Origin of the sequence: Pseudoteredinibacter isoporae (assembly GCF_011602085.1) — a bacterium.
Classification (GTDB): Bacteria; Pseudomonadota; Gammaproteobacteria; order Pseudomonadales; family Cellvibrionaceae; genus Pseudoteredinibacter; species Pseudoteredinibacter isoporae.
In genome coordinates this window covers 1,606,947-1,631,412 of sequence record NZ_JAAONY010000001.1, presented here as the reverse complement: position 1 = coordinate 1,631,412, position 24,466 = coordinate 1,606,947, and the positions used below count along the sequence as shown (strand labels likewise).

17 protein-coding genes are annotated in these 24,466 nt (G+C 47.7%); 6 read left to right on the top strand and 11 right to left on the bottom strand.

All coding sequences use genetic code 11. The features are described 5' to 3' along the window. Nucleotides 1-64: 64 nt before the first annotated feature. Nucleotides 65-550 (top strand): hypothetical protein, encoded by a 486-nt coding sequence (locus tag G8768_RS07060; RefSeq protein WP_166849311.1) that lies wholly within the window; start codon nt 65-67, stop codon nt 548-550. A gap of 85 nt (nt 551-635) precedes the next feature. Here G8768_RS07060 and G8768_RS07055 read toward each other — a convergent pair whose 3' ends face one another. The 3 genes from G8768_RS07055 to G8768_RS07045 all read right to left on the bottom strand — a co-directional run bounded on the left by G8768_RS07055 (nt 636) and on the right by G8768_RS07045 (nt 3,838). After that, nucleotides 636-1,436, bottom strand: a complete 801-nt coding sequence (locus G8768_RS07055; RefSeq protein ID WP_166849314.1) for a class I SAM-dependent methyltransferase — start codon at nt 1,434-1,436, stop codon at nt 636-638. Between the two features lie 96 nt (nt 1,437-1,532). Next, entirely contained in the window at nt 1,533-2,795 is a 1,263-nt protein-coding gene (locus tag G8768_RS07050; protein WP_167202730.1) for an NTP/NDP exchange transporter, read from the bottom strand. 77 nt (nt 2,796-2,872) lie between these two features. Beyond that, the gene (locus G8768_RS07045) at nt 2,873-3,838 is read right to left on the bottom strand and encodes an SDR family NAD(P)-dependent oxidoreductase (protein WP_166849320.1); all 966 of its coding nucleotides are present in this window, start codon (nt 3,836-3,838) and stop codon (nt 2,873-2,875) included. A 235-nt stretch (nt 3,839-4,073) separates the two neighbouring features. Here G8768_RS07045 and G8768_RS21265 point away from each other — a divergent pair, with 235 nt between their 5' ends. The 3 genes from G8768_RS21265 (at nt 4,074) to G8768_RS07030 (ending at nt 7,139) form a co-directional block, all read left to right on the top strand. Next, entirely contained in the window at nt 4,074-5,159 is a 1,086-nt protein-coding gene (locus tag G8768_RS21265; RefSeq protein WP_166849323.1) for a histidine kinase, read from the top strand. Then, complete coding sequence (locus G8768_RS07035; RefSeq protein ID WP_166849326.1) at nt 5,149-5,844, top strand: LytR/AlgR family response regulator transcription factor; 696 nt, start codon at nt 5,149-5,151, stop codon at nt 5,842-5,844. Before G8768_RS21265 ends, G8768_RS07035 begins: the two co-directional genes overlap by 11 nt. Before the next feature lie 344 nt (nt 5,845-6,188). After that, nucleotides 6,189-7,139 (top strand): hypothetical protein, encoded by a 951-nt coding sequence (locus tag G8768_RS07030; RefSeq protein ID WP_166849329.1) that lies wholly within the window; start codon nt 6,189-6,191, stop codon nt 7,137-7,139. Nucleotides 7,140-7,306: 167 nt separating this feature from the next. On the opposite strand, the gene G8768_RS07025 is transcribed toward G8768_RS07030, so the two are convergent. Continuing rightward, on the bottom strand, nt 7,307-9,412 hold the full coding sequence (locus G8768_RS07025) for a TonB-dependent siderophore receptor (RefSeq protein ID WP_341800983.1): 2,106 nt from the start codon (nt 9,410-9,412) through the stop codon (nt 7,307-7,309). 252 nt (nt 9,413-9,664) lie between these two features. On the opposite strand from G8768_RS07025, the gene G8768_RS07020 reads away from it, so the two are divergent. Further along, a complete protein-coding gene (locus G8768_RS07020) occupies nt 9,665-10,828 on the top strand; it encodes an acetyltransferase domain-containing protein (RefSeq protein ID WP_166849331.1) in 1,164 nt (387 codons plus the stop codon). A gap of 84 nt (nt 10,829-10,912) precedes the next feature. Here the strand turns inward: G8768_RS07020 and G8768_RS07015 are convergent, their stop codons facing one another. From G8768_RS07015 to G8768_RS06985, 7 genes are all read right to left on the bottom strand, one after another. Next, complete coding sequence (locus G8768_RS07015; protein WP_166849335.1) at nt 10,913-12,190, bottom strand: cytosine permease; 1,278 nt, start codon at nt 12,188-12,190, stop codon at nt 10,913-10,915. After that, nucleotides 12,183-13,871, bottom strand: coding sequence for a hydantoinase B/oxoprolinase family protein (locus tag G8768_RS07010; RefSeq protein WP_166849340.1), 1,689 nt, complete (start codon nt 13,869-13,871; stop codon nt 12,183-12,185). The genes G8768_RS07015 and G8768_RS07010 overlap by 8 nt, the downstream gene beginning before the upstream one ends. A 10-nt stretch (nt 13,872-13,881) precedes the next feature. Further along, entirely contained in the window at nt 13,882-15,957 is a 2,076-nt protein-coding gene (locus G8768_RS07005) for a hydantoinase/oxoprolinase family protein (RefSeq protein WP_166849343.1), read from the bottom strand. A gap of 4 nt (nt 15,958-15,961) precedes the next feature. Beyond that, nucleotides 15,962-16,291, bottom strand: coding sequence for a cupin domain-containing protein (locus tag G8768_RS07000; protein ID WP_166849346.1), 330 nt, complete (start codon nt 16,289-16,291; stop codon nt 15,962-15,964). Then, nucleotides 16,288-17,088, bottom strand: coding sequence for an aspartate/glutamate racemase family protein (locus G8768_RS06995; RefSeq protein WP_166849348.1), 801 nt, complete (start codon nt 17,086-17,088; stop codon nt 16,288-16,290). The genes G8768_RS07000 and G8768_RS06995 overlap by 4 nt, the downstream gene beginning before the upstream one ends. A gap of 82 nt (nt 17,089-17,170) precedes the next feature. Further along, entirely contained in the window at nt 17,171-19,399 is a 2,229-nt protein-coding gene (locus tag G8768_RS06990; protein WP_166849351.1) for a TonB-dependent receptor, read from the bottom strand. Between the two features lie 186 nt (nt 19,400-19,585). Beyond that, nucleotides 19,586-22,228, bottom strand: coding sequence for a winged helix-turn-helix domain-containing protein (locus tag G8768_RS06985; RefSeq protein ID WP_166849353.1), 2,643 nt, complete (start codon nt 22,226-22,228; stop codon nt 19,586-19,588). Between the two features lie 490 nt (nt 22,229-22,718). Between G8768_RS06985 and G8768_RS06980 the strand changes: the two genes are divergently transcribed. Continuing rightward, nucleotides 22,719-24,398: a methyl-accepting chemotaxis protein gene (locus G8768_RS06980; RefSeq protein WP_166849356.1), complete on the top strand. Its 1,680-nt coding sequence runs from the start codon at nt 22,719-22,721 to the stop codon at nt 24,396-24,398. Nucleotides 24,399-24,466: the final 68 nt, after the last annotated feature.

Sequence of the window (24,466 nt, the reverse complement as noted above, 5' to 3'; positions counted from 1 at the left end):
AAAAATATGAATTCTTTAACACCAGCTCCCCAAGTTAACGGGATGCATGAAAACGAGAACTAACATGGAAGAAAAAATACTAACCACTCTGATCGCTGGCGGAGTATCTCTAATCATTAGTTTGATTGGGTTTATATCTACAAGAATGTCTCTGCAGGGAAAGAAAAGAGAAATCGAAATTCAGATTGACAACATTTATATGCAGAAACTGTACGAAGAGCGTTTAGCTCATTATCCAACAGCTTTAGATGCTACAAAATATCTCACTAGAGTTCCAAAAAATAACAATTCATTTGATAGGCAAAGTGTTCTGAAAATACGAAGTCAAATAAGCGATTGGATGAACGGCCCTGGAGGCCTAATCGCTTCCCGACAGCTAATAGAAAGCGGATATAAGCTGAGAGACTGCCTGAGCTCAAACTACGAATATAACAACAGATATTCAAAACCTCAAATGGATAAAATTGTAAATATCACCTCTCAATTTCGAAGAAATTTAAGAAAAGACATAGAATTTTATCATGACACTGATATCAGAGGAATAAGCTAAAAAGAACATATCTATAGTTCGGGATTTCTCTCTATCAATTAAAACAAACAATGTATGCGAAGCTGTTAAAGCTAGGCTCAATAGATCATCGACTTGCCCCATCAGAAACACGCGACCTGTACTTTTTAAAACGCCAAACAAAGCGATCCGTACGCCCACGCCATTCAGGACTGAATACAGAATCGGTTCTGGGATCATTGGGGTTAGACAGAATATCGCTGCTGGAATTGAGCACAAAACCGGATTGGGTTAATTCCGTCATCACCATACTGTCATGTATACGATGCAGGCTTCGGGTAAACTGATCACTGTCCTGGGGCCTGGCATGATGATCGATTAACAGCAATGTGCCGCCTGGTTTAAGCAGATCAAAAAGACGGCGATTCATTTCTGCCCTGTCTTCGCCCGTCCAATAGGTATCGTGGTAATACAGCACCATCCAGATTTGATCGACCTTTTCAGGCAATTGAATTTCATCCAGCTTCTGAACAGAATATTCGATATTCTTACGGAAATCTTTCTTCTGATAATCAGTAAAAAATTCACGAATTTGAGGTAAGTGCTCAAAAGCTCGCGCTGGGTCCACGGCATATAAAACGCCTTTATCACCAATGACTCTGGACAGAAGCGCAGTGTAATACCCTTCACCCGGAGTAATTTCGAGCACACTGTCATTGGGTTTGATTTCAGAAAAGAGCAACACTTCAAGAGGTTTCCTAAACGGGTCTCTTTCCCGAGCTTTTTCAATACGAGCCGGATCTTGTATTGCCGCTTGTACCGCCTTTAATGTGGCCGTATCTACAACCGTATGATCAGCACTGCTGACTTGAGCTGTAGCCACCAATAACATCAGAAGAAATAACACTCTGGCCGAATATTTAAACATAAAATTATCCAATCGACTTTTTAACTGGACTGAGGCGTGCAGCCACAAACAAGAAGCGACTTCCGCCCTCAGCCCTGTATTGATCATCACCCTGCTCTAACGTTGAGCTGCCGAATGTAAGGAGGGATGGTTATTTGCAAGACTGTCATCATGATTTCCCTCACCATCCTGGGAGTCAGATCGTTCATATAGCCGCCCGAGCCGGACGCCAAGCGCAGCCCAGACAGAAGCAATGCCTGCTGCGATGCATGAAATCGCGCCCAGCCCGAGGCCCATACCATCGCTTAACAGCGCAAACAGGGAAGCACTCACCGCATCACCGCCTCGATAGACAACCACATCAATTACCGGCTTAGCTTTGAAACGCTCTTCCTGACTGACCTCGGTAAACAACATTTCACGCGCTGGCCGCGTAATGGAATAGTTGCCAACCCGACGAGCAATTTGAACACCCAACAATATGGTTACCCAAGGCGCAAAGGCCAGAATGCCCATACCCAATACCAACAGTAAGGGCACACTCGCCAGGGTTAGCCCCATACCCAGGTACTTAACCATGCGATTCGTAAGAGCAAAAGCAAATACAAATGTCATGAGGTTTACAATCCAATCAATACCTCCAAGAATCTGGGTGCGTTCCGGGCGACTGAATTCCGCCAGAATATTTTTCTGCTGGAAGTACATGAATGAGCTCAGGAATACATAAAGAAGAATAAATACGGCAATACCCAGCAAATAACGATTACTGAGCACATCGGAAAAACCTTTCCACCAGGGACCTCCTATGACACTAGGACCGTCTTTCTGGCGATACTGATTTTCACCGTCAACAGCAGCCTGTATTCGATTCAAATACAAGGCCACAGGGATCACTAATAACAAAGTAATAGCGGCGACCAACATGAGATTATCCAGACCCATTGCGCGACTAAAAAACAACGGGATCGTGGGCCCTAACATGGCCCCGGCACTCGCCCCTGCACCAATAAATGGAAATAACCGCATGCATTGGTCTTTCGTGAAAATTGTGCTTACAAAGCTCCAAAACACAGATAGATTTAACAGGCTAAATACGGTTACCCAAAGATAAAATCCTTTCTCCAACAGCACAGGGTTGCTAAACCAGGGCGTTAGAAAGTAAAACAGTACAAAGCTCAGAGAGAAAAAACTGTATATAAATGGAGCCAGTTTCCTCAACGTCATTCGGGAGACTGCGAAACCATATAAGGCTACAATCCCAACCGCCAGGAAAAACTGGATATTCCACAGCATGCTGACTTCCGAGTCGCTCCAGTCACTGGCCATGGCATCCCGAACCGGACGCAATATGAAGTAGGCAGTCATTAGCATAAGCGCCATGAAAAATGCCGCTATCGCCGGCTTCTGTTCATGGGGTTCCATGAGAGTAAGCACTGATATCTTCTGCTTGATGGCATTCATTTTTCAGCCTTACCCAGAAGCGACCGTAACATTTCAAGCAAAGCTTCATTGCTGAGACTAAATTCATGATCCTGATTAAGCTCAACAACTTTCTGCAAAGAGCGTTTGATAGCGTAATCTGCCTCTTGCTTATTGGGTGTCACCAAGTATCGAAATTTTGGTTTTTCTGAAGACATAAACTCCAAAACCGCATTCGCCACGGGCTCCGGTGATGCATGATGTGAACGATCGGTGTTAACAAATGAAACAAGACGCGCAATTTCATCTCGATACTGGGTTTTCCGATCTCCCTGATCAATTGACTTCAATCGCTTTTCCATATTCTTCATGATATTCGAGCGAAAATTACCCGGCTCCACGACGCTGACTTGCACATCGAACTTTTCCATTTCCTTAGCCAGCGCTTCAGAATAAGCCTCCATAGCATGTTTGCTCATACTGTACGGTCCAAATAACTGACCCGCGAAAAGGCCTGAGATAGACCCGATCGTGCTAATTCTTCCCTCACTTTCGATGATGAGTGGCGCAAACGCTTTACTCACTCGGTAGGGCCCCATGACATTGACATCGTTAACGAACGCCATATCTTCTTCCGAGATTTCGATGAGCGGATCGTAAACAAAAACACCGGCGTTATTGACAAGCCCGTATAAGCCTCTGCCCGCAGACTTAATACGCTTAAGCGCCGAATCAATGTCTTCATCCTTGGTGACATCCAAACGTATTCCCTGGATATTTGGGAGCTTGCTTAAAGCCAGGATATCCCTTTCTTTTCGCGCTCCCGCATACACAAAGTAGCCATTTTGGGAGAGCGTGAGGGCGATCTGATGACCGATACCCGAAGATGCTCCAGTGACGAGGATCGCTCTTTTTGAATGTTCTTTAGCGAATGAAGAGTTTGCTACCGCACTCAGAAAGACGATTGTTAACAGTGTCAATGCGCGGACCAGGAAAAGTGGCATGGTTACCTCCAGTAACGTAAGTGAACGCAGATCATAGGTACCTGGAGATTCAACAAGGGCACTTTTAGACGAAACTCGCGCTATCTTCGCCTAATGCCGTTAGCGATGAATTTTGTACCTTGATCGATATTCCTATTGATTTCGTCGACTGAACGTTCCGCTTGAGCGACACAAGATGGTAGCTTTTCTAAAATTAGGTATAGTGTTTAATCAATTCTAAAACCCGGCCTGCACCGTGAATCATTCTGATACCAAGCTTCAAGGATTGCTCTTACAGACAGGATTCTGGGGTGTCGTCTTTATGGTGAACCTGGGCCCTGAATGGCAGCGCTACTCTTCGATTCGTGAGGGTATTGAGGTTGCTGGTCTCGCGACAGTACTGCAATGGCTCGTCGCAATAATAGCGTTAAGATTCTGGGTTCCATGTTTTTTAGATAAAAACCGCCTGTTAGCATTCGTACTATCAATGGCTCTGGTGGTTTTCCTCGCATCAGAAATTTATATTCTGGTCAGCTATCTGTACCTTGAATCAAGCTATCCTAACACCTATGGCGCCTACTATTTGGCGCATTTGTCTGACCTTTCCATTTGGCAGCGCCTGGGGCTCTCCGGCATGATTAAATATATTGTGCTAGGCAAATGGCCGATGCTGCTATTCCCTTCCGCCTTGCTTATTGCTGCTAATTTTTACCAAAGACAAAAACAACTTCTGGAATTGCGGGAACAAAAACAAGCCGCTGAGCTACGTGCTCTCAAGGGACAGCTTAATCCGCATTTCATCTTCAACACGCTAAACAATATTTACGCACTGGCTTTGTGTCGCTCTGAACAAACCGCTACAGCAGTGGAGCGGCTATCAGGAATCTTGGACTACATCCTGCATCACACTCATGACAAGACGGTTTTGGTAACAAAAGAAGTGCAAATGATCAGTGATTACATTGCTCTTGAGAAATTGCGATTTGGAAACCGGGTCAACGTTTCCTTTCAGCATGACGTCAATGAGCTTCTCAGTGTTGCACCTCTGCTGTTTTTGACGTTGGTGGAAAACGCCTTTAAGCATGGTGCCAGCCAGGAACTGGGGCAATCCCGAATAGACATCCACTTATCATCCAATATCAAGCAGATTCATTTTGAGATTGGCAACAGCAAGCCAAAGTCACAGGTAATCAAAGAAAATTGTCCCTCCATAGGTTTAGATAACCTGAAGAAGCAACTGGCGCTGCTTTACCCACATTCTCACCAATTAGCCATACATGAAACGAAAAATGATTACCGTGTTGATTTAAAAATCCAGGTACCGGAAAGCTATGACCAGTAAACGATATCAATGCCTTATTGTTGACGATGAATCGCTGGGGCGGGAGTTGATCGCTGCGCACTTGCAACAGCTGCCTCAGTTCGACATTGTTTCAATGTGCTCCAGCGCGATAGAGGCCAGCCAGATCCTCAATCAAAAAAGCATCGATCTCTTGTTTCTCGATATTGAAATGCCCGTCCTGAAAGGCACCGATTTCTATGGGAGCCTTACACACAAACCAAAGGTTATTTTTACCACCGCCCATCGTGACTATGCTTTGGATGGGTTTGAACTGGAAGCCGTTGATTATTTGCTCAAACCTATAACGTTTTCACGCTTTTTTAAGGCTGTTGAGCGCTTTCTGGCGCAACAAGAATCTCCAAAAGTCAGCTCATCGTCTGTAGCGTCACACCTCTTTGTGCGCTGTGATCGCAAAGAGGTGAAAATCTACTTTGATGACGTTTTATACATCCGAGGTTTAAAGGACTACATCGAAATTCATACCACGAAACGGAAACTGGTCGTTAAAAGCAGCTTGTCCTCCTTTTTTGAGAAGCTCCCATCACATTTCATCAAAACTCATCGCTCCTATATTGTTAATCCAGCGCATATTTCGGCTTATACCAAACACGACATTGAAATTGATGATAGGGAGATTCCAATCGGAGACAGCTTTCAGGATGATGTCCTTAAAAGAATTCTATAAGCCGCAAGCAATAAACTTCCAAAACAAGCATCACTAAAACCACGCTCATACTGTCTTCTGAAGTTTCACAGAGATATCAGACACTCATCCCCAATTGAGCGCTCCACAAGCTCGCGCTCTGTACATTTTTCACACATTCAGAACTTTTCAAAATTCATCATCCTTTTTCAGTAACCCTTTCCGCCTGGCCAGTATCCTACTCCCGCCGCTTGAGCAGCTTAGCTTGCGAGTGATTGACAAGGTACATGATCTCAAGAGGTTGAGAGTCCCAGGCTCCTCGGGCGGCTTCTACTTTTAAATCCGCTGCGAGCAAGTCAGCAGGGGGACGGTCATAGGAACATCACATGAAAAAACATTTACACTTTCTTAAAGGCTCATTGCTGTTGCTGACGCTGGCGTGCAGCCCATTTGTCAGCCATGCACAAACCCAGGCCTCAGTGGCCGCTTATGATTGCAGCGCACAAAGCCAGATTCCAGCAGCGGAATGCAATGCCCTAAAAGATTTGTTTGCTTCTACTGCGGGAGAATCCTGGACCAACAATAATAACTGGGGAACCGGCAACCCGGGAGATTGGGCTGGAGTGGCATTGATTGGTGTCGCCCCAAATCAAAATGTGAATAGCTTATCACTGGACAATAACAATCTGGTCGGCAATTTAAACAGCAGCCTGGGAAATCTGACAGAGGTACAGCAACTGAATTTTAGCCAAAATAGCCTGACAGGCTCGATTCCCAGCAGCTTTAGCGCGCTGACCAACATGAGACGCTTATTTCTGTTTAATAACCAATTGAGCAGTGGTATTCCCGATATATTTGGCGGGTGGACTAATGTGTTGTTGGTTTCCATAGCCGAGAACCCCAATTTAGGCGGCACCATCCCAAGCTCACTTGGAAGCAATAACAGCCTGGAGCGCCTTTTTCTCCAGAATTCCGGATTGACAGGGACTATTCCAAGCAATCTGGGCAATCTCACCAATCTGGCGCTTATCGATCTGTCCAGCAACCAGCTTGCCGGTGCTATTCCCTTGAGCTTTGGTAATGATCCGGCGACGCCGGCCAATGTCAATTTCAGCAGTAATCAACTTGATGCTGACGTCACGGGAGTAGCCCTTACTCCGGGTGCTTTGGCAGCGTGGGCTGCAGGAGGTGTTCAGCGAACCTTGAATAACCAAGCAGCATCCTCCGGGCCAGTGATACAAGCTTCTTCAGTACCCGCCTCCCCGCTATGGAGCTTGGTGATTATGTCATTTGCCCTGTTATTGGTCCAACGTGCCAAGCTCACTTCCAGAGTTTAACTCTCTGCGCTTATATATCTCAAAGCTCAGCAAAGCCAGCCACACCTGCGAGCAGGTAAACGTCTTAATAAAAAGCCGGCAGAGTCTGCCGGCTTTTTATGGGTCTTTTTCTTTGATGACGACCTTTTCCGGGGATCAGCGATGAGCTTATCCCCAATCACCACGCACTAAAATCGAAACGCTGCAGAGACTCGGAAGTTTCTTGGCGTACCTGGCTGCACCCAAACATCCGCAAAGGAATTCGTATAATATTCCTCGTCGAATAAATTGTTGATTTCAGCACGCAACTCCAGAGACTCTGAAGCCTCGTAATTCGCCGCGATTTGAACGGTTGTGTAACTAGGCAGCTTAAAATCCTGCTTGCTGAAAAAGCCATTTCGTTCATCCACATACAATAAACCACCTATTAAGCTAAGGGGCTTACCGGCGACCTGTACTCGCTGAGCGAGCCTCAAACTGAATTGTTGCTCAGGGATGTTGAGAAGATCTGAACCCGCAGGAACCTCTGTCCCAAAGTTGGGATCATTGAATGCGTTTTCAGTTTCAGCATCGACATAGGCATAGGACAACCAGAGGCTGAGTGTATCGGTAATATTGCCTTTGAGGTCTAACTCAACCCCCTGACTACCCGCTTCGCCAATCGCGGTTGCATTGAAATCCGCATCAACAGTTGAAATGTTCGATTGTTCAACATCGAAGATTGCAAAAGTTCCTTCTAACGCGCCATCATTGAGTGTGAAGTTAATGCCAACTTCTGTTGATTTCGATTGGTTAGGCTCCAGCCCGTTCTCATCCGTAGCCCCTGAAAGTGGGCGGAAATTCTCGCCGTAAGCCGCGTACAGTGATAGGGAATCGGTCGCTTTGTAGACCACGCCAAACTGCGGGCTCAACTGGGTTTCGGAATACCTGGAAATACGATTGGATCTGCGATTATTGAGCTCTTGTTCATAGTCATCAAAACGCGCACCCAATCGAATATCAAGCTTTTCTGTCAGGCTGATTTGATCCTGGATGTACACACCCAACGATTCCTGGGTTTCAACACGATCAGTGTTTGGTAATGGCTGGGGCAATGCATAGGCGCCATAGACCGGATTGAAGACATTAATTTCCTGGTTGAATTGACGGTTTCTGATTCTCAGGAAGAACTGATCGTTTTCAAATTCATCAGCGTCTACACCAACAATGATTCGATGCTCTAGATCACCGGTATGAAAACTGCCGGATATCTCCGCGCGAAAGACCTGGTACGTTGCATCGTAATCGCGATAGCGACGAAAGCGTCCGAAATCGCCGTTTTCATCCGGGGCTCCAAAACCATTTTCGGTGGCAAAACCTTCAAGCGATGTGTCACGATAATTGAAACCAACAAGCGCGCTCCAGTTATCATCGAAGTCGTGCTGGAACTCAAGCTGGTGCCCTAACACATCGGTTTCCATAGGGCCATCGCCAGGCTCACCAAGGAACCGGCTTTCGGGGATTCGTCCCAACTGGCCATCAATGGCAATCACACCACGGTCAAAGGGGATTTCCTGATGGCTGTATTCAAGTTCGTAAACGAGTTGACTTTGCTCGCTCAATCGGTAGATGAATGAAGGGCTTAACCCCTGTTTTTTCGTTTCAATAGTATCTCGAAAGCTCTCGGCATCCTCGTAAAACCCGACGATACGTACCGCAAAATCATCAGACAGGGGCGAAGTCCAATCAATATCCGTGCGGAAAGTGCTGTAACTGCCCGCTGACAATCGCAGCTCACCCTCTTGCTCAAACGTGGGACGCTTGGATACAAGATTAACCGTACCACCTGGCTCACCACGCCCAAACAAGGCAGCACGAGGGCCTTTCAGTACTTCAACGGACTCAATACCCGAAAGATCACGAGCACCGCCAAATCCTCGTCCAGCGTTAAATCCATTAACCAGGTAATTACTCGGAAGGTTTTCATCGCCCACAAACCCTCGCAAAGCGAAACTGTTCCAAAGGCCACCAAAGTTATTCTGGCGAGCCACTGAACTGGAAAGATCCAGGGCCTGATTGAGGTCAAGCGCCCCTGCATCTCTCAGCGCTTTTGCATCAATGGTCAGTTCCGATTGAGGGGTTTCCAGTGTCGTAAACTCTCCCTGATAGGCCTGGCGGGTACCGATAACCAACACGTTTTCGAGCTCCTGGCTCTCGGCTCTGTTCTCTTGAGCCATAGCAATATTGGCCGCAAAGATACAACTGGATAGGGTTGTGGCGTAGGTCAGAACGGCCTGCGTAGAGAGACTTTTCACGTTTTACTCCTGATTAGATTGCCGGAAATGGCGGTAGCGATAATGAAAATGCTACTCAAACTTATGACTGTTATGTTATAACATAACAGTCGGTAGATCCAGCTATCACCAAACCAAAACAAGGCAAACTGGCTGAATCAGGAAAAGCCGTAATACGGATAGACAGACTTTCTATCGGCCCACTGTTCGGCTTCTCGTCACCGCTTATTGCCTTAAACCATCAATATCATTCTTGAACAAAAAAGGAACAGCATGACCCGGGATCTCCAAAACATACAAACTCGACATCGGCTTATATCGATTGATGCCCTACGCGGGCTGGTTATGTTGTTTATGCTCGTTGATCATGCCCGGGAAACCATATACCTGCATATGCAGGTCAGTGACCCTATGGACGCGGGAAGTGTTGATCCCGGATTGTTTTTCACGCGTTTACTCAGCTCTATTTGCGCGCCCGCATTTGTTTTCCTGACCGGCCTTTCAGCTTATCTCTACGGTCAATTCCATAGCCGACAGGAAACCTCCTTGTTTCTATTGAAACGCGGACTTTTCCTTATGCTTTTGGAAATCACAGTCATTGGTTTTGCCTGGACAGGACAGTTTCCCCCAGAGAAATTCTACCTTCAGGTGATTTGGGCCATCGGGGTTAGCATGGTTGCCCTTGCCGGCTTAATTCACCTGCCTCGCCTCCTGCTGCTTGTTATCACGGTTTTGATTATTGCCGGCCACAATCTGCTCGACAGCATCTCATTCGAACCGGGTACGGTCTTATACATTCCCTGGGCAATGCTCCACGAGAAAGTTTTTTTTGACATCGGCTTTGGGATGCAAGCGAAAACGACTTATCCGGTTCTCGCGTGGATAGGCGTAATCAGCTTTGGGTATATAATCGGCCCCTGGTTTGGGAAACAGGTCAACACAGATGAACGCCTGAAAAACCTGATCCGATATGGACTGGCAATGCTTGCTGCCTTCATTGTAATTCGAACCTTGAACGTTTACGGCGACAAACCATGGATTGTTTATGACAATGCGCTTCAAACCACCATGGCATTTCTCAATCTAACTAAATATCCACCCTCTTTGCTGTTCCTCCTCTCGACCTTGGGAGTGAGCTTTATCTTGCTCGCACACTTTGAAAAAGCTCAGCAAGGTAGTTGGGTAATAGAAAAAATGGCTATTCTGGGTGGCGCTCCCATGTTTTTCTATATTCTTCATTTGTACGTGCTCAAGATCCTTTATCTCGTAGCACTGTTACTGTTCGGTAAAACGAAAGGTGCGTATTATGGCGTCGATCACCTTTATATGGTTTGGGTATGGAGTGTTGCCTTGATAGTGCCACTCTACTATCCCTCCGCCTGGTTCGCTGATCTCAAATCTCGACGACGAGATATTCGATGGCTTCGATACTTCTAATGCAGCACCATCATAAATGGAAAGTTTCAAAGCAACATCTGAAAAACAAAGTTGACGCTGGGCTCGCAAATACTCCCACTCAATCTAGTATTCCAGTGTTGCGAGAAATCGCTTCGGCAGCTTAAGCATCGTGTACAGAGCACAAGCCACCGCCAGTGAGTCAATCGCTGACACGGAGACAAGGCTTAAAACTTGGTTTTGAGACAACCATCCAAACAGAATTGCAGCACCCCAAGCAAAAAATGCTGCGCGGTTAAAGGGGGGTTCTTCGTCCAGCTGGCGTACATCGCAGTGCCCCCGTCGAAACAACAACACTTCGATAGCGTAGATTCCTGCAACCGGCGGAATGGCAATGCCTAGCAGTAATAAGAAATCCACCAGATAGGTTTGGGCATTTAGAAACGCCAAAAGCGTTCCCAGAAAGCCGATGATTAAAATGATCTTCCACAAGTGCACTCGTGTAAAAATAGTGGCGACGGACAGGCTGGAAGAATATAAGGACAACACATTGCTGGACCAGGAACCCAGCAATAATAAGATAAAGGCGGGGACACCGATTCCTAACATGATCATAATCTTTACAAGATCCTGCTCCCCGGTCGCCACACCAGGCACAGCCGATAGCAGCATCACTATAGGGAAGGAAATACCCAGTGCAAAAAACACGGCCCACATAGCGTGGCGATCATTTCGGGCAAAACGGCTATAGTCAGGTTGAATAACAACGCCAACAATATAGCTTCCAATCACCGCCGAGACTGCCTGACTAAAACTTAACGCCGGCTGCTGAGCGCTCAACATGTCAGACAGAGCTTTTGTCTCGGTCGCCAGTAAAGCGGCGTACAACAGAAACACCAGCATTATGGGCACCAGCATCAGCGCCAGTTTATCGATCCCCTGGAAGCCGGCGATACTTACGCCACACATCATCAGGCTGCCAATAACGATATACCAGGCGTGTTGAACGCGGTAGCCACTCAGGTCTTGTACCATTGAGTCCATCGCCTGGGCGAAGACATTCATGGTCACTGCGTACCAACCCAGCAAAGACAAGGCGATAATGAAATTCACCAACTTTGCTCCACTCCGACCAAAAGCAAACGCTACCAACATATACGTTGATAAATGGCTGCGTGACCCTGACAGGCTGGTCAATGCTCCCAGACATGCAAGAACCAAGCAGCCCAATAAAAAGGCGGGCCCAGCCTGGGCCAAGCCCAAGCTGCCGCCCAAATTAGCGGACATCAAGTACACGGGGATGCCAATCGTGCCGCCAATAATCACAAGCGCAATATGAACACCGGATAAGGTTTTTTCCTGTGGAACCGGTTCTCGAGAAAAATCCTCCTGGGCCTTATCCACTGAAACCTTCCTGCTGTGGCTCAAATCCATAATCACGCTGGGCCTGTTCAGCAGTGATGTAACCATTTTTAATGTCTGCCACAACTTTTTCTGCGGGACGCCGACTCGGTTCACCAAAACCACCACCGGTACCAGTGTACAAACGAATCACCTCGCCTTTTTCCACCGGCACTGTCGTACACATATGATGGCGCTCTTCACTGCCATCCTTACGTAAAATAAGTGCGTAATTATTCGAGCCTTGCTGGCCACCCTGCATTGCCCAAGGACGGGTTACCGTCTGTGAAGCTGCGTAGGTCAGGTAAGCGACGTCGGCGGTCACTTCGTAATCCAATACCACGCCCTTGCCGCCACGGAATTCTCCCGCACCACCATCTTCATTGTGAAAAGCGTATTGCTGGATCTGAACGCCGTATCGGTTTTCAAACAGTTCGGCAGGAATATTGAAGGTTTCACCATTGGCGCAACAGAACTGGCCGCTATCACCGTCCTGGCCCGCACTTGCACCCCACCCTCCTACTAAAGGCTCGCCCATAACAAACAGCTCACCATTATCCGGATGTTCGCCGCTGATAAAGGTGGCGCCGACACTTCGTTGATGACCCGCAGGCAGACGATCTGGAACAACCGGTGCAAGGGCCTGCCACATAACATCAATCGCCGCGATCAAGGGCTCGTAGTACAACGAAACCGGGGCGGGCGATTGGGCACTGACAACCGTACCAGGTGGGCAAATAATATCGAGGGCTCTAAAGCAGCCGCCATTTGCAGGAATATCGGAATTGGTTACCGCTTTAAAAAGGCAACGCGCCCCGGTTACCAAGCCTGTGTAGGAACAATTAATCGGGCCCTCCGCCTGTGGATCGGTACCGGTATAATCGACCTTCATTCGACCATCCGCGATGGTAACCTTGACCCGTATCGTAAATGGACCATTTCCCAATCCATCTTCTTCGACAACACTTTCAGCCTGATACTCCCCCTGAGGTAGCTTTAATAACTCGGCCTGGGTCATACGCTCGCCATAATCCAATAATTCATCCATGGCGTATAGAACTTGAGATTTGTTGTATTTTTTTATCAATTCTTCAATGCGTTTGGCACCTACGCGAGCTGCGGCCACTCCGGCGTGCATATCACCTAATGTGGATTCGGGCAATCTCACGTTGGCTTCAATCAATCCCACCAGGGACTGATTTATTTCCCCACTGTTATACAGTTTCAGAAATTTAAAATGCAAACCTTCCTGATAAATCTCGGTCGCACAGGTAGAAACACTGCCGGGCTGAGCACCACCAACTTCTGTCCAATGGGCTTTATTGACGGTAAAGGCTACCAATTCCCCCTCAAAGAAAACGGGCAGAATAATCACCACATCCGATAAATGCGTGCCGCCGCCGTGATAGGGCGAGTTTGTAATGATGACATCACCCGGTTCGATATCGCCCGGATTCGGATAATGTTCCAGACAGCTTTGCACCGCCGTATCCAGAGTCGCCAGGAAAGCGGTTACACCATTCCCTTGCGCCAATAAATTTCCCTTGGCATCGGTCGCACCAACAGCAAAGTCCGTAGTTTCGTAAATAATAGGACTCATGCTTGTACGCACCATGGCGTTAAACATCTCATCCCCCAGAGCAACCAGAGAATCTTTGATAATTTCAGTTGTAAAAATATCCATTGTTCGCTCCTTATTGTTCAGCTTGCTGCAGGTGAATAATGTAATTGCCATAATCATCGACTTCGGCTCGATGGCCGGGCGATATCACCAACGTCGCAGAAGGTTCCTGAATAATCGCCGGGCCATGGAAACTCATACCCGGCTCCAGAGCGAGACCATCGTACACACAACTTTCATGACAACCGTGTTGATCAAAATCGACGGTACGTTTGTGCAGCAAAGTCTCCTCCAGGGTTTTGCCATGGATCGTTTTTCTGGCAATTTCCGGCTTGGGAACTTCTACCTTGGCCACCAAGTGAAAATTCACCAATTGCACATCGGCGTCCAGACGATAAGTGAAACGTTTTAAATGAGCCTGATGAAAGGTTTCAACAGCTGCGTCCAAATCAATGCATCCATCCTTATCACAAGGCAAAGCAATTTTTACTGTGTGTTCCTGGCCTTGATAACGCAAGTCGGCCAAGTGCTCGAATACGAGTTCTTGTTGGTCACCCACCTGATCCTGACGATAATCTTCAACCGCCCTCTGCTTCAGTTGCTCAAAGCGCTCCTTGATGGCTGATGAGCTTTCTGCATTTAGACTCATCGGTTGGGTTTGCAGATAGTCGCGTCTCAAATCAGTCAGCAACATGCCCCAGGCAGAAAATACCGAAGAATTAACCGGCACAATAACCCTGGGAACTTTTAATTCTTCTGCCAGCGCTACGGCATGCATTGCACCACCGCCACCAAAAGCAAGCAGTGCAAAATCACGCGGGTCATAACCTTTGTTGGTAGACACCAGGCGCAAAGCGTTGGTCATATTGGCATTGGCAATACGAACAACTCCACGAGCGGCCTCTTCCAGGCCGATATCAAGTGTTTCCATAATAGGCGCAAAGGCCTGTTCTACCGCCGCCATATCGGGTTCAACTTCGCCACCGACAAAGCAATTTTTATCGATACGCCCAAGAATAAGATTGGAATCTGTTGTCGTTGGCTTATTACCACCACGCCCATAAGCCGCAGGTCCCGGCATCGCCCCCGCAGATTGAGGGCCAACATGAAGCTTGCCGCCTTCGTCTGTCCAGGCAATGCTCCCGCCACCGTTGCCTATTTCAACGATTTCTGAAACCGGTGTTTGAATGGGGTATCCGGGCGATTTTTCATCCCGCTCGATGTAGTACTCAGTGGTCACCTTCACTTCCGCATTTTCGATTAGGGCACACTTTGCGGTTGTACCCCCGATATCCAATACGATCAGATTCGGCTCATCAATTTTTTTACCCAGATACGCGGCGGCAAAAATGCCACTCGCGGGGCCGGACTCTACCATAGTAATGGGGTTATTTTTCGCGCTGTTAACCGTAGCAATGCCCCCGTTTGACTGCATCATGTAGGGCTGCTGTTTGAAACCTCCTTTTGCCAGCTTTTCCTGCAGAGATTCAATGTACTTCTTTGCAATAGGATGCACATAGGCCGACAGCACCGTCGTATTGCTTCGCTCGTATTCACGCCATTCCCGTGAGATATCACTTGACGCCAGGATGGAGACTTCGGGCCACAACCCTCGAACAGCGGTCACGGTTTTCGTTTCATTTTCCGAATTGAGATAGGCATGGAGAAAGCTGATCGCAATGGCTTCAACACCTTCGGATTTCAGATAATCAATCATCTTGGGCAATTCTGAAAGATCCACCTCTTGTTGCAGTTCACCTTTATGATTCACTCGCTCGGGCAACTCCAAACGAAGATATCGTTCAACAAAAGGCTTGGGCTTTCTGAAATTAAAATTAAACAGATCCGGACGATTTCCACGGGCGATTTCCAGAACGTCTCGAAACCCCCGAGTGGTAATCAACGCCGTTTTCACCCCTTTTCGCTCAGTAAGTGCGTTAATAATCACTGTAGAACCATGGGCAAAGAAGCCCAACGCTTCGGGGTTAATTCCAGCTTTGTGGATGGCGTTAAGGACTCCCTGCTCAAAGTTGGGCGGAGTTGTATCGGCCTTGGCAACACTCACTTGCCCGCTTTCGCCAGTAGTCTCATCATAGTTGTAATACACCAAGTCGGTAAAAGTACCGCCTACATCGCTTGCTGCTCGCATTGTCTTAAGCTCCTGGTCCAAATAAAACGTAAAACACTTTGCCACCCGTGCTGGAACTGGAGGCATGGGCCTCTCCTGCCGGAATATAGGTGACATCACCGGCCTTGCACGTAAAAACACCGCCTTCAGTTTCTACTGTGAACTCACCTTCCAGAATGATGGAGATTTCATCCTGCTCATGCGCAGCCATTCCCTCGGCAGGATGACGTAGGTTTAAAGGGAAACCTGCCACACCGACTTGCAAGTCACTGCCCTGCTTTTTTCCACATAAATTAAATAGCTCAGCGATATCCAGGCTATCAGTGCTTATATTTCGAGTTGGGTAAATTTTCATAGCGCTTCTTTTAATAAATAACGGTTGCCAATTGAGGGGGGATTTTTGAAAAGGCCAAAGGATTGAATCAATTCTTCAGGGGGCGCAGCGCTGGTCCATTTCCGGCTTGGATACCACTGAAACTGCTTTTTTAAACTGCCCATGAATTCTGCTGATTTAAACGCAGCAACAATTGGATCAATGACTGGAACATTCAGTTCTTTCTGTACCGTTTCAAACAGTCCGAAGGTACAGGTACATCCTAAAATCAAGGATTCAGCCTTATCCTCTTGAATTGCCAAACGGCCAGCGTCAATGATTTTTTCAGCGGTGTACTCACAATCTTTCTGCAAATCAGGAACTGGAATGTCAATCGAACGCATTGAAGCAAGTCGAGAACCGTAACCGTAGGCATGAATACGCTCACTCATTTGAGCACGCCATTTTTCCTGACCGATAATGACTGAAAAGTTATTGGCCAAATTGGAAGCCAGCTGAACACTCGCCTGGCAAGGGGCGATTACAACCGTCTTGCCGGATATCTCTCTTGCATCTTCCAGCGCAGGATCGTAAAAGCAGCCAATAACGGCCGCATCAAAACCTTGCTCGTCCGCATATCGAGCGGCGTGGACTGTATCGGCTACCGTCATAGCCTCAAAGGTTCGATATTCCAGATTATTCAGTGGAATACTTCCACGAAAGGAAATAACTTCCACTTCCGTTCCCGGCAGACGAATAGTGTCAATGAATTCACCCATAGGTTGATCATAAGCATCTACATTGATCGGGTTTATCCACAAAATTTTTGTCTTTTCCATAGCGTTCACTTTTTTCAGGCAAGCCGATAGCCCTGGAAAATTTCCAATAGCTATCGCTTGTCCTTTAGAAGAAGTTCAGGGTTTAGAAGTTGTACTTGAAATCTACGTGCCAGGTACGCGGCGTCGCAGGGTGCGCAAAGCCACCTAACACCCACTCGGAGTTATAGGCCTTGTCCGTCAGGTTTTTGCTCGCCGCCGTCAACGACCATTTGCCATCCGTCGCCTCAATACCCATACGAGCGTTCACCAGATTTAGGGCGCTTCGGTCAGTGGAATTTTCCGGGTCCCAGAATTGGGCTCCACGACGTTCATAATCAATGCGAGCGACAAAACCAATGTCGTCGGTAATATCGGTACGGTACTGCGCTCCCATATTGAAGGTATTCTCGGCGATGTAAGGCGCTTCATTGCCAACCGTTGTGGGATTCAGGGTATTACGCTGAATTTCACTGTCGGTGTAACCAAAGCCCGCATAAATATCCAGGCCTTCACTGACACTGAAAGCCGCTTCAATTTCACCACCAATCAGGCGTACATCATCGATATTAACCAATACCTGTGCACCCACCGCACCAACAAACACAAAGTACAGCGGATTGGTTTTGGTATGAAAAATACCCGCATTTAAACGCAGACGATTATCCAGCAGTTCAGATTTAATACCTATCTCAGCGGTTTTGGTTACTTCCGCATCGACCCGATCACTGACCCCAATGACACCCGCGTTGGCCGCTGCCACGGCAACGCCGAATTGATTAAACTGGCCGCTGCGGAAACCTTCACCGTATGAAGCGTAGACATTGGCATCCTCACCCAGGGCGTAGCGAATGGATACTTTAGGTTGCAGCTTGCTGTAAGTTTCTTTTTGCTGACAAGCCGCAGGATTCGCCACGGTACAACCAACGGGCAATCCGGCCGTATTTAAAGGTGAGATGTTTTGTTCGCGCTTGTCTTCGTCATAACGCAATGCTAATGCAATTTCCAGATCTTCACTGAGATCGTAAGATACATTGCCAAACAGTGCCCAGGCGCGATTGTCATTATCATCAGCAATAAACGATACCGTCGGATTGATCGCGCTGTTAAATTTCGGAGTTCGTTCTATTCGCTCAATACCCAGGCGATTATCATCACCGGTTGTGGTGGAAATAAAGCGCTCGGTTTCAAGGTAATACGCACCAATCATCCACTGTAGGGGCGATTCATCGTTAGAGGCCAAACGGGTTTCGTAACTCCAGGCTTTTACATCCACAAACTGGGTCTGACTGCCATCGAATAAGCCAAATACATCCACTTCATTGGTATAGGGGAACTGATCCGCTTCACCGTATTCGGTTACGTTATTGTATGAGAAGATATTGGTAAAGCTTACAGCATCCGTGTCGTAATCCAGCTTGATCGACAACTCGTCAATATCACGCTCATTGTATCCCAGGTTGTTTGCACAGAACTCACGCGAGACGTTGTCGGCGTCCGGTGTTGGACCACCGAAGGGGTTGCTGGTATTACAACTGTTCCCATCAAACTCAACGGGCTGATACTGAAAATTCAGGCCACCGCCTTCGGTACGTACCGTGCTGCCTCGCAGAGTAGCTGTCAATTGATCCGAAATATCCCACTGCAAAATGCCACGAAAGGTTTTATCCTCGATACCATCTACTTTTTGAGCCAATTGCTTATTGTTGAGATAACCATCAATGTCCTGATAGCGGGCAGCAATTCGGTATTTCAATGTGTTCTCGATAATGGGACCACCAAAGGCCGTGGTCACGGCAAACTCATCGCCTTTACCAACGGTTGTTTTCACAAAACCTTCAAATTCATCACTCGGCTGATTGGAGCTGATAAGAATGGCACCACCCGCCGCATTGCGACCATACAGTGCGCCCTGGGGCCCGCGCAGAACTTCGATGGACTGCATATCAATCATCGATTGAGTCAGCTGGCGATTATTGATTTGCAGCACGCCATCCACAACCACTGCAACCGGTGCCTCACCATTGCGAACCTGGGAAATACCACGAATCGTCATAAAAGAAACACCCGCGCTCTGGGAGTTTGCCAGGGTCACATTTGGGGACAGGGCCAGAAAATCATCGGCAGTCTCAATGCGCGAATCTTCGATGGTTTGAGCAGAGAATGCGGTTTCGGAAATGGGGACATCCTGCAAGCTCTCAGCACGCATCCGCGCCGTCACCACAATTTCTTCCAGGGCAAGACTGTTTTCTTCGCTTACGGCTTGAGCTATGGCGTTTTGACCGCCACCGATTAGGGCAAGCAGGGCGAATGCTCCAATTCGGGTGTTTGACATACTGATCTCTCCAGGCAAGTAGTTTTTTATTGTTTGCGAGACCTATTATTGAGAGGAGGGTAAGAGGCGACAACGAACATGAAGGGTAGCCAGGCAGGTTTTATGTTTAGGTTTTTAGTCCTATCCCCAAAACCTACTCTTTTGGGTAGGTTTAAACCTTCCCCCACCGTAGCCCTGGAATGCCTGCTAATCCAATATGCCCTGCTCCCGGGCCGCAATCACGGCCTTGGTGCGCTTATCGACCCCCAACTTGCTGAACACGTTTTTAAGATGAAATTTAACCGTGTGCTCTGTCATCTCCAGAGCCCTCGCGATTTCCTTGTTGGACAACCCTAACTGGAGTTGCAGCAAGACTTCCATCTCCCGGCTGCTGAGCAGCTGTTGCTGTTTCAAACTGTGCTTTTTAAGCTTTTTGGCGAGATCACTGCACTGTTGCAGAAAGTTCAAACTCAAACGATCCACCGGCAGTTCCTGGCTGTAATTGTTGGCCGCAGCGATCATAGCGACTGCATGTTCACTGCGTACAAATGGGCGCATGATATTTTCAGGCCATGCCAGGCTCGCGGCCTCAAACAGGTAACGGGCTGCCTGTGCGGACTGCTTGCGTTGATATTCCAATTCAGCGTTGAGCACCAGGCAACTCACCCGAAAACACCGGGCGCCTGAATCACGGCAGCTCTTTTCCATGCGCTGCAGGTAATGCTGGGCCTTGTTGAAATCCTGCTTATGCGTATGCCAGTGTACGGCCATAACGCCAAAATACTGCATGGGTCGCCAATCCAGCTCCGCTTTCTCGTCAAATAGACTTTTGTGTTGATGAAGCAGACGCTCGGCCTGCAGTTCGTTATCTTCGAGAATCGCCAAACCCAGCTGACAGGCATCAATAAAGATCTGCAAACGCCGGTTAATTCTCTCGTCAACAACGGCCTGCACACGCTTGATCAAGTTTCTAAGTTGTTCTTCTTTTTTGTCCTGCCAGGCTCGTGTCAACAGCAGCTCGTAGGCAGCAATATAAATTTCAAACCAGCCATCGTAGTTTTCAATGTGTTGAAGAACTTTTTCAAAATCCCTCAAGTCTTCATTCAGTTCGGCTTTCCAGTCTTTCAAGGAATAGATCAGAACATCCGCCAGGTATTTCAAACCGGAATCCGAGCCGAAGTTTTCATCCGCCATGGCCTGTGCTTCCAGGCAATAGGCTTCCGATTGACGCAGATTGCCTTGATAAAACGCCAGCGTACCCAAATGCAGATAGCAGTAATTGGTCCCCAAAATACTCTGGGCCTGCCGCATTTGCTGTATGGCCTTTTGAATATGGCCAATTCCGCCATCAAACTGCGACTCGGCCATAAGAAACAAGGATAAGGAACAATTCAGCACACCATCGAAAATACTGTCTTCGCTCCCCAGGCGTTTTGATTCCACTGATTTTGGCCGTTGGAGGTACTTACGGCTGATACTGAAATCATCTTCATAGTTGCCCTGCAAAACTTCGACAATGGCGTGATCACGTTCAAACACCTGACGCTTATCCAGAAACGGCACACTGCTCACAATGGGATTGGCCCGAGCCTGCTCCAAATAATCCCGTGCAGCACGAATAGCCCCCTCTTTCTGGCAAAGATAAGCGCGTGCGACTTGCAAGCGAGGGTGCTGTTTCAACTGCTCTTCGCTGAAGTACTGCAACAACCGCCTTAAAAAGCCAATACCACCGTACAGGATCAGCTCCCAACCACCGGCCTGTTCGATCAGTTCAGCCGCATGGTTAAAATCGCTTGCCAGACAGGCATGGCGCACGGCTTCAATAAGATTATTATCCTGCTCGAACCAACCACTGGCTCTCAGATGCAAGCGGGTGACTTGCTCGGGATACCGAAGCTGCAATTGTTCTCGCAAAAAGTCGGAAAACAGATGGTGATAACGCAGCCATTGCTTGCCTTCGTCCAGAGGTACAAACAACGTTGCGATACTTGTGGTTTTTTCAAGCTTGTCAAAACCATCGGCAACACCACTGAGCGCTTGCCCGAGACTGTTGTTCACACGCTCCAGAATCGACGTAGTCAACAAAAATTGCTGGACCTCGGCATCGCATTTATCAAGAATCTGCCGAGAGAGATACTCAGAAAGGTGACTGCTGGTGCCTGAGTAATTGGCCAACAAGTCTTCCCGATTGCTTCCGCTGGCAATTGCCTGACGAAGCAGCTGGATGGTCACCGGCCAACCTTCGGATTTCTCCAGCAAGGACTCAAGCTGTACTGGTGCCATATCCGGCCCCATGATCAACTGCAATTCTTCACTGTTAAAACGCAACTGCTCTGGGCCAAATTCCAGAATCTGCCCCTGGGAACGCAGGCGGCTGATATCCAGGCCGGGTTTTTCTCTCGAATTGATAATCAGGTGGAAGTTATCGCTGACATTGGCCAGGAGTTCATCAATAAACTGATCCACACTGTTTGAATCCAAACGGTGATAATCGTCCAGAATCAACACCGTATTTGAATCATTGCTTTCAATACTTGCCAATAACAACGCCAAACAAGCTCGAGGAGATGTATCGGATAATCCCTGTTCCGCCAACATCTGAAGGCGCCCTAAATCCATACCCGCCGAAATGAGAGAAAAGATGATGTAACAAACCAGGTTATTCAAATCACCATCGGCTTCATCCAGAGTGAGCCAGGCCACTTGGGTATTTGCCGCCAATAACTGCTGGCGCCATTGGCTGAGCAATGTGGTTTTTCCAAAACCTGCGGGCGCCGTCACCAAGCAGAGCTTTTGCTGAAAACCTTGATTTAATGCATTGATTAAATGGGGACGCTCAATGGTAGACACGTGGTGTCTGGGCGGCATCCACTTAGCCGATATCAACCAACTCGGAAGTTCATTAGAAATTGGAGCCATGAATAAAGCACATTACCTGAAGTTATGATTTGAATATCTTATTATTGTTTACAACAACTTGGGAACCCCGATGTTTTCCCCGCACACCCCATATACTCTGATCTTTAGGAATTATTGAACTTGAAGACCGGCATAGAGCACTTACAATTCCAGGGCCTTTAACAAAGAGCATATTACGCTAGCACGCTGAAAATCCAACATAAATTCTAAAGAATCCACTTGCTTCGCCGATGTAGGCCTTGAGCCGTGAGCTTACGACAGTGTGTTTCAACTTCCCGCCTACGTAAGCCCCGCTCTGTTCGAACTGCTCACTCATTGAGGTGCAAACTCAGGAGAGAGGGCATCAGCCCTATGAGCAACTGCGTTACCTACAGTCGCATGAAAATTAGTTGTTAACAAAATTTGACCATTAGGTATTCTGATGTCCAGTTTAATTTCGCGCATGTCCATTCGTGGCAGGTTTTTACTGATTACGGTGGTTCTGCTGTCTTTGCTTATCACGTCTTCTTTAACAGCCATCCTGTCGATGCACTCAATCGGCAAGGAACTGAAGAATATTACCGAGGAAGATCTTCCCCTCATCGAAGCCCTGACCAAAATTACGGTCCACCAGCTTGAGCAGGCCATTCATTTTGAACGTGCCATTCGATATGGCGAGCAATCCGGGCAGACAGCCACCGTTGCCAATCTAATGGCCGAAGAAAAAGACAAGTACCGAAAACTTTCCAAAAAAGTCGATCAGGAAATTGAAGATGCACTTGGTAAGACGCGAAGCATTCTGTTGGTTCCCCATAGTAAGGAACATGAACAGGAGTTCAGGAAAGTGGCACGCAGTCTTGAAGAAATCGGAAAACTTCACAAAACTTACGATCAAGATGCCAATCACATTTTTCAGGTATTAAAAGCCGGTGATATCACGGAAGTTCATATCCTGATCCAGGACATTGTAAAGATAGAAGGTGAACTTGACCGCAGGCTCAGCAAGCTCGTCATTGAAATCGAGCAGTTCACCGAACAAGCAGCAATGACAGCAACCAAACATGAAGCTGAGGCCGAGAAACATCAAATCATTCTATTTGTCATTTCCGCGCTGATCAGTTTTGTTTTGTGCTGGCGCATTGCCAAGATTACCCAAGAACATTTGAATAACGTTGGCGCTACGCTGACCACCATCGCAAAGGGCGATTTAAGGCAAGATATCGTTGGGGATGATGAAATTCAAACGCCCATTCGCAATATGCAAAATCAATTGATAGAAGTTATGGATACCATTCACTCTTCAGCGGAACGCTTAAGCGGCACCGTACTGAGCGTTTCCACAACGGCCTATCAAACAGAACGAAACATTGTAGAGCAGCAAACCGAAACCGAGCAGGTCGCCCAGGCAACAAGCCGAATGCACGATACCTCGAAAGAAGTCTCCAGCAATGTGGGTGACACCGCTGCGGCGGCAAATCAGGCAAATCGAGAAACGTCAAATGGTCAGGAAGTTCTGCAAAAAGCTACTTCCGAAGTTCAAGGCTTGGCCAGTCAGATTCAGAGCGCCTCAACAGTTATCAGCCAGCTGGAGCAAGATACCGAGAGCATCAGCTCAGTACTGGAAGTGATCAGCAGCATTGCCGAGCAGACCAATTTATTGGCCCTGAATGCGGCTATTGAGGCGGCCCGTGCAGGTGAACAAGGGCGCGGTTTTGCAGTGGTAGCTGATGAGGTTCGCACCCTGGCCGGCCGCACACAGGAATCGACCGAATCCATTCGTGAAATGATTGAAACCGTGCAGGCAGGCTCTAAGAAAGCGGTTAACGTAATGAGCGTCAGCTGCAACCAGTCGGAAGCCGTGGTAGAACAAGTCAGAAATGCGGGCGAAACCCTGGTTTCCATCGCGGGTTCCATCGATCATATCAACATGATGAGCGAGCAAATCTCGGCGGCTTCCTCCCAACAGATCCAAGCCACCGATGAAATTGATCGCAATATCGCGCACATTTCCAAGATGGGTGCCGAGAATACCAGCAGCACTCGCACTATCAATGAAGCGATGAAAGACGCCAGTGATATGTCGGAAGAGCTACTGGCATTGGTGAAAAAATTTCAATACTGATTCCCAATATGGCATCAAGCTCAATTATGAACTTGATGCCATTCAACCTCCTTGGCTGACCCCGGCCC

Excerpts from the sequence above, each read along its gene's own strand:
- G8768_RS06995 (WP_166849348.1), bottom strand. The coding sequence starts at position 17,088 with ATGGAAAAGACAAAAATTTTGTGGATAAACCCGATCAATGTAGATGCT.
- G8768_RS06980 (WP_166849356.1), top strand. The coding sequence starts at position 22,719 with ATGTCCAGTTTAATTTCGCGCATGTCCATTCGTGGCAGGTTTTTACTG.
- G8768_RS07010 (WP_166849340.1), bottom strand. The coding sequence starts at position 13,871 with ATGGATATTTTTACAACTGAAATTATCAAAGATTCTCTGGTTGCTCTG.
- G8768_RS07030 (WP_166849329.1), top strand. The coding sequence starts at position 6,189 with ATGAAAAAACATTTACACTTTCTTAAAGGCTCATTGCTGTTGCTGACG.
- G8768_RS07050 (WP_167202730.1), bottom strand. The coding sequence starts at position 2,795 with ATGGCGCTTATGCTAATGACTGCCTACTTCATATTGCGTCCGGTTCGG.
- G8768_RS07035 (WP_166849326.1), top strand. The coding sequence starts at position 5,149 with ATGACCAGTAAACGATATCAATGCCTTATTGTTGACGATGAATCGCTG.
- G8768_RS07045 (WP_166849320.1), bottom strand. The coding sequence starts at position 3,838 with ATGCCACTTTTCCTGGTCCGCGCATTGACACTGTTAACAATCGTCTTT.
- G8768_RS07060 (WP_166849311.1), top strand. The coding sequence starts at position 65 with ATGGAAGAAAAAATACTAACCACTCTGATCGCTGGCGGAGTATCTCTA.
- G8768_RS07005 (WP_166849343.1), bottom strand. The coding sequence starts at position 15,957 with ATGCGAGCAGCAAGCGATGTAGGCGGTACTTTTACCGACTTGGTGTAT.
- G8768_RS06990 (WP_166849351.1), bottom strand. The coding sequence starts at position 19,399 with ATGTCAAACACCCGAATTGGAGCATTCGCCCTGCTTGCCCTAATCGGT.
- G8768_RS07000 (WP_166849346.1), bottom strand. The coding sequence starts at position 16,291 with ATGAAAATTTACCCAACTCGAAATATAAGCACTGATAGCCTGGATATC.
- G8768_RS07020 (WP_166849331.1), top strand. The coding sequence starts at position 9,665 with ATGACCCGGGATCTCCAAAACATACAAACTCGACATCGGCTTATATCG.
- G8768_RS07055 (WP_166849314.1), bottom strand. The coding sequence starts at position 1,436 with ATGTTTAAATATTCGGCCAGAGTGTTATTTCTTCTGATGTTATTGGTG.